The organism is Saccharothrix espanaensis DSM 44229 (assembly GCF_000328705.1).
GTDB classification, from domain to species: domain Bacteria; phylum Actinomycetota; class Actinomycetes; order Mycobacteriales; family Pseudonocardiaceae; genus Actinosynnema; species Actinosynnema espanaense.
The window spans coordinates 8,458,497-8,472,294 of sequence record NC_019673.1 but is presented as its reverse complement, the minus strand read 5'-3'; the positions used below and the strand labels follow the sequence as shown (position 1 = coordinate 8,472,294).

The window sequence follows — 13,798 nt, the reverse complement described above, 5'->3', positions numbered from 1 at the left end:
AAGTCGATGTGACGGCGGCGCGTCAGCAATTCGTTCATCGGCTCCCCCAACGCCACACCTCGGGGCGAGCTTCCCGGATCAGCGGAAATGTGACAACGGCTACCAGATGTCGGACATCGCCACGTCCACTTGACGCAGCAGCCGGCGGGTGAGCGGCAGGCTGATGCCGATCACGCTCGACGGGTCGCCGTCGATGCCGTCGACGAACCAGCCGCCGCGCCCGTCGAGGGTGAACGCCCCGGCCACGCCCAGCGGCTCGCCGGAGGCCAGGTACGCCTCCAGCTCCGCCTCGGACGGCGTGCCGAACCGGACCACGGTCGCCTCGTGGCCGGCCGCCCGCTCGGCGATGCGCCCGTCGACCACGCGCAGCACGGCGTGCCCGGTGAGCAGGGTGCCCGACCGGCCGGCCATCCGCCGCCACCGCTCGCGCGCCACCTCGACCGTGCCGGGCTTGCCCTCCACGTCGCCGTCGGGGGTGAGCAGCATCGAGTCGCAGCCGACGACCACGGCGTCGCGCTCGTCGCCCGCGACGGCCTCGGCCTTGGCGACGGCCAGGGCGGTGACCAGCTCGGCGGGCTCGGGGTCGGGCAGCGCGGCGGCCACCGCGTCCTCGTCCACGCCCGACACGCGGACCACGGGTTCGACGCCGGCGTTGCGCAGCACGGTCAGCCGGGCGGGGGAGGCGGAAGCAAGCACGAATCGCACGCCCGGAACCCTAACGGCCCCGGCCGGGAACGCCGGCGGCGCCGCGTGCGTCGGACCGGGGGTGATCCGCGGGGCCGCTGCGTAGAACTACCGATGCGCGCCGCGCGCGGGTTCGGCAACCTCGAAGACGTGTTGCAGCGCCGGGCTCTGGTGGTCCGCCGGACCGATCGGGCTCGTGGTCGGCGGCGGTGGTGGTGGATCGCGCCGCTCGCCCTCGTGGGCGGGCTGGCGGCGGTCGTGGTGTCCGCCGACCCGGTCGGCTACGGAGTGCCCCTCTGGCCGTTCGCGAACGGCTCCGACCTGGTCGAGTACCGGATCATGGACACGGTGACCGACTCCGCGCGAGCCCAGGGCGACCCGGCCCGGGTGCCCTCGGCGGTGACCGCGGACGGCGTGGAGGTGCTCGACACCCGCCTGCACCCGCCGGGCGGCGGGATCTGGATGCGGGTGCGCCTGCACCTGCCCGACGGCACCCGCTGCCGCGAGGTCATGGTGCTCGGCGACGGCGTCCAGGTCAGCAGCCGCCGCGTCGACTGCTGACCCGCGGCCGGCCCCTCCAGCACCGACTGCCGTGCCGGGTTCACCGCGAGTCCGGCGCCACCACCGTCATCAGCACTTGTTCGTCCGCAGGGCCGGTCAGCGTGGGAGGGCGGACGCTCGCCACGCGCCAGGGCCGTGCGCCAGCGGTGAGCGGACCAGGCGGGAGCGGTCGGACCAGGCTGAGCGGTGGGTCGGCGCGTCGGTTTCGCCGCCGGCGGTGGCCAGGCCCGCCACCACCGCCGTCAGCGCGGCCAGTTCCGCGTCGTCCGGGTTGCCCCGGACCACGCGCAGGTAAGGGCGCTCGCTCATAGTGGGATGTTCCCGTGCTTCTTGGGCGGCAGCACCTCGCGCTTGTCGCGGAGCATCGACAGCGCCCGCGCGACGTACGACCGCGTGTAAGAGGGTGGGATGACGGCGTCGACGTAACCGCGCTCCGCCGCGACGTAAGGGTTGCAGAGGGTGTCCTCGTACTCCTGCTGCAACTGCGCGCGCAGCGCGTCGACGTCCTGGCCCTCGTTCACGGCGTTGGCCAGCGTCTTGCGGTGCACGATGTTCGCCGCGCCCTGCGCGCCCATGACCGCGATCTGGGCCGTGGGCCACGCGAGGTTCACGTCCGCGCCGAGGTGCTTGGAGCCCATCACGTCGTACGCGCCGCCGTACGCCTTGCGGGTGATCACGGTGACCAGCGGGACGGTCGCCTCCGCGTAGGCGTAGATCAGCTTCGCGCCGCGCCGGATGATGCCGTTCCACTCCTGGTCGGTGCCCGGCAGGAAGCCCGGCACGTCCACGAAGGTCAGCACCGGGACGTTGAACGCGTCGCAGGTCCGCACGAACCGCGCGGCCTTCTCCGAGGCGTCGATGTCCAGGCAGCCCGCGAACTGGGTGGGCTGGTTGGCCACGATGCCCACCGAGCGGCCGTCGACCCGGCCGAAGCCGACCAGGATGTTGGGCGCGAACAGCGGCTGGACCTCCAGGAACTCGCCGTCGTCCAGCACCCGGGTGAGCACCTCGTGCATGTCGTAGGGCTGGTTCGCGGAGTCCGGGATCAGGGTGTCGAGCTCGCGGTCCTCGTCGGTGACCGAGTCCTCGACGGTGCCGGTCACCAGGTCGTCGGCGGCCTCGAACACCGGGGCGTCGGACATGTTGTTGGCCGGCAGGTAGGACAGCAGCTCCTTGACGTAGGCGACGGCGTCGTCCTCGTCGCCCGCCAGGTAGTGCGCGTTGCCCGACTTGGTGTTGTGCGTGCGCCCGCCGCCCAGCTCCTCGAAGCCGACGTCCTCGCCGGTGACGGTCTTGATCACGTCCGGGCCGGTGATGAACATGTGCGAGGTCTGGTCGACCATCACCACGAAGTCGGTCAGCGCCGGCGAGTACACGTGCCCGCCCGCGTTCGCGCCCATGATCAGCGAGATCTGCGGCACGACGCCGGACGCGGCCACGTTGCGGCGGAAGATCTCGCCGTAGAGGCCGAGCGAGACGACGCCCTCCTGGATGCGCGCGCCGCCGCCCTCGTTGATCCCAACGATCGGCCGGCCGGTCTTGATCGCCAGGTCCATCACCTTGACGATCTTCTCGCCGTACACCTCGCCGAGCGAACCGCCGAACACCGTGACGTCCTGGCTGAACACGCACACCGGGCGGCCGTCGACGGTGCCGTAGCCGGCCACCACGCCGTCACCGTAGGGGCGGTTGCGCTCCTGGCCGAAGTTGGTCGAGCGGTGCCGGGCCAGCGCGTCCAGCTCCACGAACGAGCCCGGGTCGAGCAGCAGGTCGATCCGCTCGCGAGCGGTCTTCTTGCCCTTGGCGTGCTGCTTCTCCACCATCCGCGCGGACCCGGCGTGCACGGCCTCGTCGTTGCGGCGGTACAGGTCGGCCAGCTTGCCGGCCGTGGTGTGGACGTCCGGCTCCTCGCCGACGGGGGCGGTCGCACTGCTCATGACCGGGCAGCTTAACCAGGACCACAACGCCAAGTGACCCGCGAGTAGCCCACCTCACGCCGGGGGTGTTGACCTCTACCGCACTGGAGGTTGCAGGCTTGATCACGCGGCCCGCCCCACCTCCACACCGCTCCGACGAAGCGCGTGGGGCGGGTCGCTCCTACGCTCCGGTCATGCCACTGGACGCCGCAGACCTCCGCAGCCGGCTCGTCGGCCCGTACGGGCAGCTCGACGTGGTCGCCTCGACCGGCTCGACCAACGCCGACCTCCGCGACGCGACCCGCGACCGGACCGTCCTGATCGCCGAGGAGCAGACCGCGGGCCAGGGCCGGCGCGGTCGGGGCTGGGTGTCGCCGGGCGGCGGCCTCTACCTCAGCGTGCTGTTCAGGCCCGCGGCCGTGCCGGCCGCCCGGCTGCCGTGGCTGACCCTGCTGGCCGGGGTCGCCCTGATCCGCACGGCCGCCTCGGTGGGCGTCGAAGCCGACCTGAAGTGGCCCAACGACCTGCTGGTCGGCGACCGCAAGGCGGCCGGCGTGCTGGCCGAGATCACCCAGGACCACGCCGTCGTGGTCGGCATCGGGCTGAACGTCGCCGCGCTGCCGCCCGACGTCGAACCGGGCGTCGGCGGGCTCGCCCCGACCAGCCTGGAAGAGCACGCCGGCGGCCCGGTCGACCGCGCCGGCGTCGCGGTCACCCTGCTCACCGAGCTGGACCGGCTGGAGCGCCTCTGGCGGGACGCCGGCGGCGACCCGGTCGCCACCGGGCTGCTCGACGAGTACCGCGCGCACTGCGGCACCGTCGGCCGGTCCGTGCGGGTCGAGCTGCCCGGCGGCCACCTGGCCGGCACCGCCCGGTCCGTCGAGGCGGACGGCACGCTGGTGCTGCGCGACGACGCCGGCAAGGACCACGTGGTTTCCGCCGGGGACGTGGTGCACCTCCGGGTACGGTGAGGCCCGGCACCCGCGCCTGGCGAAAGGACCGTCGTGGCCTACCCGGACGACCTGCTCAGCCCGAGCGAGCACGTCGTGATCCACAAGCACCCGCACTGGAAGATGCTGCTCCTGCCGGTCGTGGTGTTCCTCGTCGTGGTCGGTGCGGCGTCCGCGCTGGCGGCGCTCGCCTCCGACCTGTCCTGGGCGTCGATCGCCTGGGTGATCATCGCCGTGGTGGCGCTGGCCCTGGTCGCGTGGCTGACGCTGGCACCCGTGGTCCGCTGGCGAACCACGCACTTCATCATCACCAGCGACCGCGTGATGTACCGGGAGGGCGTGCTCAAGCGCACCGGCCTGGACATCCCGCTGACCCGGATCAACAGCGTGCGCTTCGAGCACAGCCTGCTCGACCGGGTCCTGGGCTGCGGCACGCTGATCATCGAGTCGGCGTCGGACGAGCCGCTGGAGTTCGACGACATCCCGGGCGTGGAGCAGGTGCACTCCCTGCTCTACCGGGAGATCAACGACAACCCGGACGACGATTTCCAGCCGGAGAACAGGGTCACCGATGGGCGCGCGTGAAGTCGGACTGCCGGACCGGGTCGTCGGCGAGGACCTGCCGGACCGGGTGACGATCTGGGAGGTCGGTCCGCGCGACGGCCTGCAGAACGAGGACTCGGTCGTCCCGGTCGCGGTGAAGCTGGAGTTCCTGGACCGGCTCGCCGACGCCGGCGGCACGATCCTGGAGGCGACCAGCTTCGTGCACCCCAAGTGGGTGCCGCAGCTCGCCGACGCGGAGGAGCTGCTGGCCGGCCTCGACCGGCGGCCCGGCGTCGAGTACCCGGTGCTGGTGCCCAACGAGCGCGGCCTGGACCGCGCGTTGAAGGCCGGCGTCTCGCACATCGCCATCTTCGCCAGCGCCACCGAGACGTTCGCCAACAAGAACCTGAACTCGACGCTGGACGACCAGTTCGGCATGTTCGACCCGGTCGTGGCCCGCGCCAAGGCCGAGGGGCTCAAGGTGCGCGGGTACGTGTCGATGTGCTTCGGCGACCCGTGGGAGGGCCCGGTGCCGCGCGACCAGGTCGTCGGCGTCGGCAAGAAGCTGCTCGACCTGGGCTGTGACCAGCTCTCGCTGGGCGACACGATCGGCGTCGCCACGCCCGGCCAGGTGACCGGGTTGATCAGCGGGTTCGACCGGGTCGACCAGTTGGCCGTGCACTTCCACGACACCTACGGGCAGGCGCTGTCCAACACCTACGCCGCGCTGCTGGCCGGCGTGCGGACGGTCGACTCGTCGGCCGGCGGCCTGGGCGGCTGCCCGTACGCCGAGTCCGCCACCGGCAACCTCGCCACCGAGGACCTGGTGTGGATGCTCGACGGCCTGGGCATCGCGCACGGCGTCGACCTCGACAAGCTGTGCGACACCAGCGCGTGGATGGCCGAGCGGCTGGGCCGCCCGAGCCCGTCGAGGGTCGTGCGGGCCCTGCGGGGGTGAAGGCCGGGCGCTGGTGCGCCCGATCCCTTCAGTGCAACGCCGAGGTGCGCGCGGCGGCGGGTGTGGGCGTGGTGTTGCTGGACCCCGCCCTGCGGTTCGCCGGCGCAGTCTTCCAAGTGGTGGAGCGCGAGGGCGCGAACCGCGCGCTGGTAGGCCGCCCGGTGTAGCCGCTCGCGTGCATGCGGTGAAATTGTCCGCGGCCGGGCGGGAACCGGCTTCCCGGTCGTAACGTCCAACGCGCGACCGACGACCATGCCCGGCGACGGCCCAGACCGGAGGTGGCCGTGTGACGACCGATCACCGCGCCCAGGTTGACGAACTGCTGGCCGACTACCGCCGCAGCCGCGACCAGCTCGCGTCCGTGCACCGGGACCTGGCCGGCATCACCGCGGCGGCGACCAGCCCGGACGGCACGGTCACCGCGACCGTCGGCGCCCAGGGCACCCTGACCGACCTGGAGCTGACCGACGCCGCCTACCGGTTGCGCCCGGCGCAGCTGGCCCAGGTGATCCTGCGGACCACGCAGGAGGCGGCGGCCAAGGCAGCCGAGCGCACCTACCGGACGTTGGGCCCGGTGCTGCCCGCCGGCACCGACCCCGAGGCGCTCGTGCGCGGCACGGCAGACCTGCGGCCGGACGAGATCGCGCCGCCGCCGGCCAAGCGCCCCCGCGTCGTCGAGGACGACGAGGACTTCGAACAGCGCGACTGGCTCAACGTCGAGACCTCCGGGGGACCGAGATGACCGGCTTCGAGACCGACCTCGCCAAGATCGACGCCGGCGCGGCCGACTTCGGCACCTTCGCCGAGCGGGCCGGGACGATCTTCGGCGACCTGGGCGGCGCGCTGGACGCGCTGGGCGCGTGCTGGGGCGACGACGCCATCGGCCAGAGCTTCGCCTCGTCGCACGTCCGACCGGCGTCGGCCGCGTTGACCGGGGTCGGCGACCTCGGCGCGGGCTTCGGCGGCGTCGGCGACCGGTTCACCGAGACCGCCCGCACCTACCGCGCCGCCGAAGACGGCAACAGCGCCGCGTTCCGCGCGGTCTGACACAGGGGGCCACCGACATGGGGATCGAGCTGCCGGCGGAACTCGCCGAGGTCGCCGCCAGAGCCGGCGTCACCTGGCCGAAGGCCGACGAGGACAAGCTGCACTCGTCCGCCACCGCGTGGCGGGAGGCGGGCGCGAAGCTGGGCACGCTGGCCGGCGAGTCGGACGGCGCGGCCGGCCGGGCGCTGTCGGCGATGACCGGCGCGACCGGCGAGGCGGCCCGCCGGCACTGGAACGCGTTCACCGCGCCCGACGGCCGGCTCGACGACGCCGTGCGCGGCTGCACCGCTGCCGCGGACCGGCTCGACCACGCCGCCCAGCAGGTGGGTGCGGCGAAGGTGGAGCTGGTGCGCGAGCTGGTGAACCTGGCCAAGAACACCGACGCCGCCAACCAGGCCGCGACCGCCGGCCACCCGACCGCCCTGCTGGGGCTGGACGCGGTGCTCAAGGGCGCGACGGCCAACGTCGGCCACCTGACCAGCACGCTGACCGACGCGATCCGCCTCGACTCGGGCGTGCACATCGGCGGCCGGCCCCCGGTGGACGCCAACCCCGGCGTGCACGCCCCGGCCGACGCCCCCGCTCCCGCTCCGGACCGGGGCCCGCTGGGCACCCTGATCGGCGGCGGTGGCCAGGGCGGACTGCTCGGCGACCTCCTCGGTGGCGGCCAGGACGGCGGTTCTCCGGACGGCTCGGGTCAGGGCGGTTCCGGTGGCCAGGGGCCGGGCGCTCCCGGGCCGGGCACTCCTGGCCAGGGCGGTCCTGGCCAGGGCGGTTCGGGCGACGGCGGTTCGGGTGGCGGCGGCGGTCTGCTGGGCAACCTGCTCGGCGGCGGTCAGCAGGGTGGCGGCCTGGTCGGTGGCCTGGTCGGTGGCCTGGTGGACGCGGTCGTGCAGCCCGTCGCGGCGGTCGTGGACCCGGTGCTCGGCACGGTCGGCGATGTCGTGGACGGCGCGGTCGAAACGGTGGACCGGACCGTCGACGGCGTGGCCGACACCGTGGACCGCGCGGTCCACGGCGGTGCGGACACCCCGCCCGGTCGTGGTCACGAAGGCGGTAACGGACCTGGCGACGGGCCGGGCAATGGACTGGGCAACGGACTGGGCAACGGACCTGGCCCGGATCGCGGTCCCGGGCTGGTGAACCAGGTGACGGGCGCGGTGACCGGGGTGACGGGCGCGGTGACCGGTGCCGTGACCGGTGCCGTGACGGGCGACGGGCCGGTGCACGTCGGGCCGGTCGCGGACCCGGTCGTCCGGGCGGCGGACACGGTGACCTCGTCGTCGGCGGCGGTTTTGGACCGACCGGTGCTGCCGGTCGAGACCCACGCTCCCGCGCCGCAGCCGGCCGCTCCCGCCGCGAACACCCCGCAGGCTCCCGGGTTCGGTACGCCCGGCGGTGTGTCGTCCGGTCCCGTGGGTGGTGCCGGTGGTGCCGTCGGTGGCGCTGTCGGTGGTGCTGTCACGGGTGCTCCGGCGGCTGCCGCGTCGGCGGGTGCCGCCGCGCAGGCCCCGACGGCCCAGGCGCAAGCCGGTCAGCAGGGCCAGGCGCAGCAGGCCGGTGGCCAGCGCGCGGACCAGCGCGGCCCGGTGTTGACCAAGGACGGCGGCCAACTGCCCGGCCAGTCCGGATCGAGCCAGTCGGGTCAGTCCGGATCGGGCCAGTCGGGTCAGGGCCAGTCGGGTCAGGGAAACCAGGCCGCACAGGCGAAGGACGCGGGTCAGCCCGTCCAGCCCAAGGACGCCGCCGCACAGGCGAAGGACGCGGCGCAGGCCGCGAAGGAGGTCGCGGCCAAGGCGCGCGACGACGCGGCACTGGGCTTCGCGGTGCTGCCGCTCACGACCGGCGGACGCGACACCCTCGTCCGAGGCGGTCCGGGCTTCCCGCCCGGTCAGCTGCCCGGCCAGGGCTTCCCCGACCCCAGCGCGGTCACCGGCGGGCGCGGGTTCGCGCCCGGCACGGGTTACGGGCCGATGTCCGGAGTCCTGGGCGCTGGCCCGGGGTCGGCGATCGTGCCCACCGAGGTGGTCGCGGCGCAGCGGGCGGGGCAGGGCGCGCAGCCGTCCGACGAGGCGGTCGCGCTGTTCTTCCTGCACATGTTCCCCGGCGGCACGCTGCCACCCGCCCAGTCCGCGCCCGCCCGGCAGCTGCCCGCGCCGCCCGAGGAACAGGACTTCGCGCCCGGCCTCCGGTTCGAGCCCCAAGGCCACCCGGACGGGCACCTGGTCGACGCGTCCGCCCGGGTCCGGCCCCGGCTCGCGCACGGTCCCGGCGGTGTGCCGGACGCCGCGCTGACCGAGGGCTACGACCCGCAGGCCGGGCTGCACGAACGCGACTGGGACCGGCGGTTCCTGGTCCGCCTCGACCCGCCGGAGTACGCGTGGCCGCCCGCGGAGCTGTTCCCCGAGGGCGGGTACGAGGCCGGGCAGCCGGGCGTGCTCGCGGCCGGGGTCGAGCTGGACCGGTTCGGCACCCCCGAGGGGCGGGTGCTGTCCGAGCCCGGCACGCCGTTCACCAGCCGTTCGCTGCCGCCGGCCGCGCTGGACGCCGGGTACCACCGGTACCGCGTCACCCGCGAGCTGCCGGTGTGGTTCACCCTGTCCGCCGAGTGGTTCGGGCAGGACGGCGGCGGCGTCCGGTACCGGACGACGTACCCGGTGGCCGAGCTGGCCGCGCTGGGCTACCTGGAGGAGATCCGATGAACGCCGAGTCGATCCAGGGCTGGCTGCTGGCCGTCGGGGTGCCCGCGGAGGTCGTGTCGGTCGGGGCGGAGGCGGACAACGCCTGGTGCCTGGTCGCCGACCACGAGGGTTTCGAGGTCTTCTGGCGCGAGCAGGGCAACCGGTACGACTGGGCCCGCTTCACCAGCGAGGACGTGGCCTGCCACTACCTGTTCGGCCGCCTGGTGTGGGCGCAGGTCGTGCGTGGCGCGGTGGGCCTGCTGCCCCAACCCGCCCCCGAACCGCCCACCCGGGCCGAGCCCCACCAGCCCGCGACCGCGCAACCCGCGACCGCACAACCTGCGGCGGCCGAGGCGCGGACCGGACCTGTGCCGGTTCAAGCGGCCGAGTCGCCGACCGGACCGGTGCCGGTCCAGGTGGCCGAACCGGCGACCGGGCCCGTGCCGGTCCAGGCCGCACCGCCGGCGGCCGTGCCCGCGCGGTCCGCGGGGGACGGGGACTAGCGAGGCGTGAGGTCGGAGCGCCAGGTCACGCCGACCATGTCGTCCGCCTTGGGCACCGGCAGGTAGACGGCGAACGTCGCGGGCCGGGCGGTGGACAGCTCCAGCCGCCCGCCGTCCGCGTCGACCAGCGCCCGCGCCAGCGCGAGCCCTACGCCGGTCGACCCGCCACCGGACACGCCGCGCTCGAAGATGTGCCCGGCCAGCTCGTCGGGCACGCCCGCGCCGCCGTCCGCCACCTCGACCACGACCGTGCCCTCGTCACTGCGCGCGGACACCACCACCTGGCCCTCGCCGTGCCGCAGGGCGTTGTCCAGCAGCACCCCGATCGCCTCGCGCAGCCGCGCCGGCGTGGCGCGGGCCAGCAGGCCCTCGGGCACCCGGACCCGCAGCGCCCGCCCGACGCCGCGCAGCGGCTCCCGCCACTCCTCGGCGATCGCGGACAGCTCGACCCCCAGGTCCAACGGCTCCGCGCCGACGGCCCGCGCCGCGCGGGCCGCCGCCAGCAGCTCGTTCAGCACGCCGGCCAGCCGTTCGGCCTGCTCCAGCGCGGCCCGCGCCTCGGCCGCCGTCTCCGGCTCCGGGTGCTCGGCCAACGCCTCCAACCGCAGTTGCAGCGCGGTCAGCCGGCTGCGCAGCTGGTGCGACACGTCGCCGACCAGCTCGCGCTCGCGCTGCACCAGCAACGCCAGCGCGCCCGCCGACCGGTCCAGCGCCTCGGCCACCAGGTCCAGCTCGGGCACGCCGTGCCGCCGGTCGTCGCGCCGGAAGTCGCCCGCGCCGAGCCGGGCCGCGCGCACCGCCACGTGCCGCAGCGGCTTGGCCAGCTTGCGCGCCGTCACGGTCGCCACCACGGTCCCGGTGCCCACCGACAGCACCACGAGCAGCACGACGAGCGCCGCCACCTGGTACTGCGACGTCCGCATCGGCCCTGACGACGTCTCCAGCCGCACGGTGCCCTGCTGCGCGATCGGCACCTCCACGGCCAGCGCGTCCTCGCCCGGTGACGTCCCGAACTCCTGCCGGCCGCCGGTCGTCGTCACGATCAGGTGCCCGCCGTCGGGCACGACGATCTCCACCGGCTCCAGGTCGATGGCCAGGCCGGAGGCGATCTGGTCGTCGATGGACGCCGCGATGCGCTGCGCGCGGGCCGCGAGGTCGGTGCGTGCCCCGTCGTCCACCAGCCGCAGCGCGGCGTACCCGAGCGGGATGCCGAGGACGAACCCGGTGACCGCGACGGCCAGCAGGATCGCCCGCAGGATCCGGCTGCGCACGTCAGTCGACCGTGTTGAAGCGGAAGCCGACGCCGCGCACGGTGGCGATGCGGCGCTCCATCGAGCGCACGTCCCCGAGCTTGCGGCGCAGCCACGACATGTGCATGTCGAGCGTCTTGCTGCTCTTGAGCTCCGGGTCGTTCCACACCTCGGAGAGGATCTCGTCGCGGTGCACCACCTGCCCGGCCCGCTGGATGAGCACCCGGAGCAGCTCGAACTCCTTGTTCGCCAGCTGCACCTCCTGCCCGTCCACGGTGACCCGGCGCGCCGCGAGGTCCATCCGCACGCCGTTGACCTCCAACGTGCCGGGCGCGCGGCGGCGCAGCAGGGCCCGGATCCGGGCCATCAGCTCGGCCAGCCGGAACGGTTTGGCCACGTAGTCGTCGGCGCCCGCGTCCAGCCCGACCACGAAGTCCACCTCGTCGGACCGGGCGGTCAGCATCAGCACCGGGATGCCCCGCCCGCCCGCGCGCAGCCGGCGGCACACCTCCAGCCCGTCCATCCCGGGCAGCCCCAGGTCGAGCACCAGCAGGTCGATGCCCCCGTGCGCGGTCGCCTCCAACGCGCCGGGACCGTCACCGACCACCTGCACCTGGTACCCCTCCCGCTGCAACGCGCGGGAGAGGGGTTCCGCGATAGCCGGATCGTCCTCGGCCAACAAGACCACGCTCACGCCACCCAGCGTAGGCGTGGCACGATCCCCGCGTGTCCACCGATCTGACGCTGGCCCTGCGACTGGCCGACGCCGCCGACGCCATCACCACCGCCCGGTTCCGCGCCGGCGATCTCGTGGTGCGGCGCAAGCCCGACCGCACGCCCGTGACCGACGCCGACGTGGCCGTCGAGGACGCCCTGCGCGAGGTGCTCGCGGAGACGGGCGACCAGGTCGCGGGCGAGGAGCGCGGCGGCGAGGTGGGCGCGGGCCGGACGTGGGTCGTGGACCCGATCGACGGCACCAAGAACTTCCTGCGCGGCGTGCCGGTGTGGGCCACCCTGATCGCCCTGGTGGTCGACGGGACGCCCCAGGTCGGCGTGGTCAGCGCGCCCGCCCTGGGCCGCCGCTGGTGGGCCGCCGCCGGGCAGGGCGCGTTCACCCGGGACGCCGCGGGGGAGCGGCGGATCGCCGTGTCCGGGGTGGCCGACCTGTCGGACGCCTACCTGTCCACCACGCACCTCGGGTCGTGGGTGGAGCACCACTCGCGCGAGGCGTACCTGCGGCTGGCCGACGCGTGCTGGGAGAACCGGGCGTTCGGCGACTTCTGGCAGCACTGCCTGGTGGCCGAGGGCGCGATCGACGTCGCGGCGGAGGCGGTGGTGAACCCGTGGGACGTCGCCCCGTTCCAGGTCCTGGTCCGGGAGGCGGGCGGCCGGTTCAGCGACCTGTCCGGCGTGGACCGGTTCGACGGCGGGAACGTGCTGTCCACCAACGGCCTGCTGCACGACGCCGCGCTGTCCCTGCTCGCCGGCGAGCACGCCGCCGCTGACCCGGACGGCCACAACGGCACGGCGACCGACGGCGACGGCACGAACGACACGGCCTGAGCCGGCACCCGGACCTGGGCGTGCCCGGTGCGCCGGGTGGTGGGTCAGGAGTGGCCGAGGTGTTCTTCGTCGTCGTAGGAGCGCTTGCCGCGGGGGCGGGCGTCGGCCTCCGGGAACACCCACTTCTTGTACCCGTACCAGCGGAACGCCATGGCGATCAGGGTGCCGATGATCTGCGCGCTGACGAAGTCGGCGACCTCCTCGCCGATCCGGCTGATGTGCGGCTCCTGGAGGTGCAGCAGGTAGCGCGACGCCCACAGCGGCAGCGAGTTCAGGGCGATGCCGATGCCGTTGACCAGGAAGAACAGTGCCGCCTCGTGGTGGCGCTCACGCCCGCCGCGGGTCCGGAACGACCACTCGCGGTTGAGCACGTAGGAGACGATCGTGGCCACCAGGGTCGCCACGATCTTCGCGGTGACCGGCTTCTCGGCCAGCACGGTCGTCTTCAGGACCAGGAAGATGGCCGTGTCGATCACGAAGCAGGTGCCGCCGACGACCGCGAACTTGAGCAGCTCTCTGTGTTTGAGCGCCAGCGAACGCAGGGGCTCGGGCAGGCGGCGGACGACCTTCTCGACTACGGACACCCGGCCGAGTCTACGGAGGACGGCCGGAAACGCCGGTCAGGCCACGTCGCGCCGGTCGTCGGTGACGACCCGCAGCGGGCGCACGTCGGGGCGCGCGTCGGCCTCGGGGAACACGAACTTGCGCATCGCCCAGTACTTGAACGCGGTCGCCAGCAGCATGCCGATGACCGACCCGCTGACGAAGTCGGCGAGTTCGCTGTGCAGGTCGAGGAAGTGCCGCGACACGGTCAGCGGCACCAGCGTGACGCCGATGCCGACCCCGCTGACCACGAAGAACCAGGCGGCCTCGTGGTGCCGCTCACGCCCGCCCCGGGTGTGGAACGACCACTCGCGACTGAGCACGTAGGACGAGATCACCGCCACCAGCACGGCGATCGCCTTCGCGGTGACCACCTTGTCCTGCAGGACGGTCAGCTTCAGCGCGTACCAGACGCCGTTGTCGATCAGGAACGTCGTGCCGCCGACGAGGGCGAACCTGATCAGCTCCCGGTGCTTGTTGACCAGGAACCGCACGGGTTCGGGGAGCCGGCTGAAGATCCTGCGCACTAGTGGCAGCAC

The 13,798-nt window shown here is 74.0% G+C and carries 16 protein-coding genes and 1 pseudogene; 10 read left to right on the top strand and 7 right to left on the bottom strand.

Annotation, left to right across the window (positions count from 1 at the left end):
- Window positions 1-99 precede the first annotated feature (99 nt).
- A complete protein-coding gene (locus BN6_RS37095; RefSeq protein WP_015105004.1) occupies window positions 100-705 on the bottom strand; it encodes a Maf family protein in 606 nt (201 codons plus the stop codon).
- Window positions 706-798: 93 nt separating this feature from the next.
- On the opposite strand from BN6_RS37095, the gene BN6_RS37090 reads away from it, so the two are divergent.
- A complete protein-coding gene (locus BN6_RS37090; protein WP_015105003.1) occupies window positions 799-1,245 on the top strand; it encodes a hypothetical protein in 447 nt (148 codons plus the stop codon).
- Window positions 1,246-1,341: 96 nt separating this feature from the next.
- Here BN6_RS37090 and BN6_RS37085 read toward each other — a convergent pair whose 3' ends face one another.
- Together BN6_RS37085 and BN6_RS37080 are read right to left on the bottom strand one after the other, a co-directional pair.
- A complete protein-coding gene (locus BN6_RS37085) occupies window positions 1,342-1,554 on the bottom strand; it encodes an acyl-CoA carboxylase subunit epsilon (RefSeq protein ID WP_015105002.1) in 213 nt (70 codons plus the stop codon).
- Window positions 1,551-3,182 (bottom strand): acyl-CoA carboxylase subunit beta, encoded by a 1,632-nt coding sequence (locus tag BN6_RS37080; protein ID WP_041315440.1) that lies wholly within the window; start codon window positions 3,180-3,182, stop codon window positions 1,551-1,553. The genes BN6_RS37085 and BN6_RS37080 overlap by 4 nt, the downstream gene beginning before the upstream one ends.
- A 173-nt stretch (window positions 3,183-3,355) precedes the next feature.
- On the opposite strand from BN6_RS37080, the gene BN6_RS37075 reads away from it, so the two are divergent.
- The 8 genes and pseudogenes from BN6_RS37075 to BN6_RS37045 all read left to right on the top strand — a co-directional run.
- Window positions 3,356-4,132 (top strand): biotin--[acetyl-CoA-carboxylase] ligase, encoded by a 777-nt coding sequence (locus tag BN6_RS37075; RefSeq protein WP_041315438.1) that lies wholly within the window; start codon window positions 3,356-3,358, stop codon window positions 4,130-4,132.
- 33 nt (window positions 4,133-4,165) lie between these two features.
- The gene (locus tag BN6_RS37070) at window positions 4,166-4,696 is read left to right on the top strand and encodes a PH domain-containing protein (RefSeq protein ID WP_015104999.1); all 531 of its coding nucleotides are present in this window, start codon (window positions 4,166-4,168) and stop codon (window positions 4,694-4,696) included.
- On the top strand, window positions 4,683-5,612 hold the full coding sequence (locus BN6_RS37065) for a hydroxymethylglutaryl-CoA lyase (protein WP_015104998.1): 930 nt from the start codon (window positions 4,683-4,685) through the stop codon (window positions 5,610-5,612). Before BN6_RS37070 ends, BN6_RS37065 begins: the two co-directional genes overlap by 14 nt.
- On the top strand, window positions 5,609-5,779 hold the full coding sequence (locus BN6_RS47155; RefSeq protein ID WP_158509481.1) for a hypothetical protein: 171 nt from the start codon (window positions 5,609-5,611) through the stop codon (window positions 5,777-5,779). Before BN6_RS37065 ends, BN6_RS47155 begins: the two co-directional genes overlap by 4 nt.
- 119 nt (window positions 5,780-5,898) lie before the next feature.
- On the top strand, window positions 5,899-6,354 hold the full coding sequence (locus BN6_RS37060) for a YbaB/EbfC family nucleoid-associated protein (protein ID WP_015104997.1): 456 nt from the start codon (window positions 5,899-5,901) through the stop codon (window positions 6,352-6,354).
- On the top strand, window positions 6,351-6,659 hold the full coding sequence (locus BN6_RS37055) for a WXG100 family type VII secretion target (RefSeq protein WP_015104996.1): 309 nt from the start codon (window positions 6,351-6,353) through the stop codon (window positions 6,657-6,659). The genes BN6_RS37060 and BN6_RS37055 overlap by 4 nt, the downstream gene beginning before the upstream one ends.
- A 17-nt stretch (window positions 6,660-6,676) precedes the next feature.
- Window positions 6,677-9,361: a TNT domain-containing protein gene (locus BN6_RS49365; RefSeq protein ID WP_015104995.1), complete on the top strand. Its 2,685-nt coding sequence runs from the start codon at window positions 6,677-6,679 to the stop codon at window positions 9,359-9,361.
- Window positions 9,358-9,606, top strand: a pseudogene (locus tag BN6_RS37045) (hypothetical protein); the annotation flags it as partial. The gene BN6_RS49365 and the pseudogene BN6_RS37045, both read left to right, overlap by 4 nt.
- Before the next feature lie 233 nt (window positions 9,607-9,839).
- Here the strand turns inward: BN6_RS37045 and BN6_RS37040 are convergent.
- Both BN6_RS37040 and BN6_RS37035 read right to left on the bottom strand, forming a co-directional pair.
- Complete coding sequence (locus tag BN6_RS37040) at window positions 9,840-11,114, bottom strand: sensor histidine kinase (RefSeq protein WP_015104994.1); 1,275 nt, start codon at window positions 11,112-11,114, stop codon at window positions 9,840-9,842.
- A 1-nt stretch (window position 11,115) separates the two neighbouring features.
- Window positions 11,116-11,781 carry a response regulator transcription factor gene (locus BN6_RS37035; RefSeq protein ID WP_015104993.1) on the bottom strand — a complete coding sequence of 222 codons (666 nt, stop codon included), beginning with the start codon at window positions 11,779-11,781 and terminating at the stop codon, window positions 11,116-11,118.
- A 38-nt stretch (window positions 11,782-11,819) separates the two neighbouring features.
- Between BN6_RS37035 and hisN the strand changes: the two genes are divergently transcribed.
- Complete coding sequence (gene hisN / locus BN6_RS37030) at window positions 11,820-12,656, top strand: histidinol-phosphatase (RefSeq protein ID WP_015104992.1); 837 nt, start codon at window positions 11,820-11,822, stop codon at window positions 12,654-12,656.
- A gap of 44 nt (window positions 12,657-12,700) precedes the next feature.
- Here the strand turns inward: hisN and BN6_RS37025 are convergent, their stop codons facing one another.
- Together BN6_RS37025 and BN6_RS37020 are read right to left on the bottom strand one after the other, a co-directional pair.
- On the bottom strand, window positions 12,701-13,240 hold the full coding sequence (locus tag BN6_RS37025) for a GtrA family protein (protein ID WP_015104991.1): 540 nt from the start codon (window positions 13,238-13,240) through the stop codon (window positions 12,701-12,703).
- A 36-nt stretch (window positions 13,241-13,276) separates the two neighbouring features.
- Window positions 13,277-13,795: a GtrA family protein gene (locus tag BN6_RS37020; RefSeq protein ID WP_084672964.1), complete on the bottom strand. Its 519-nt coding sequence runs from the start codon at window positions 13,793-13,795 to the stop codon at window positions 13,277-13,279.
- Window positions 13,796-13,798: the final 3 nt, after the last annotated feature.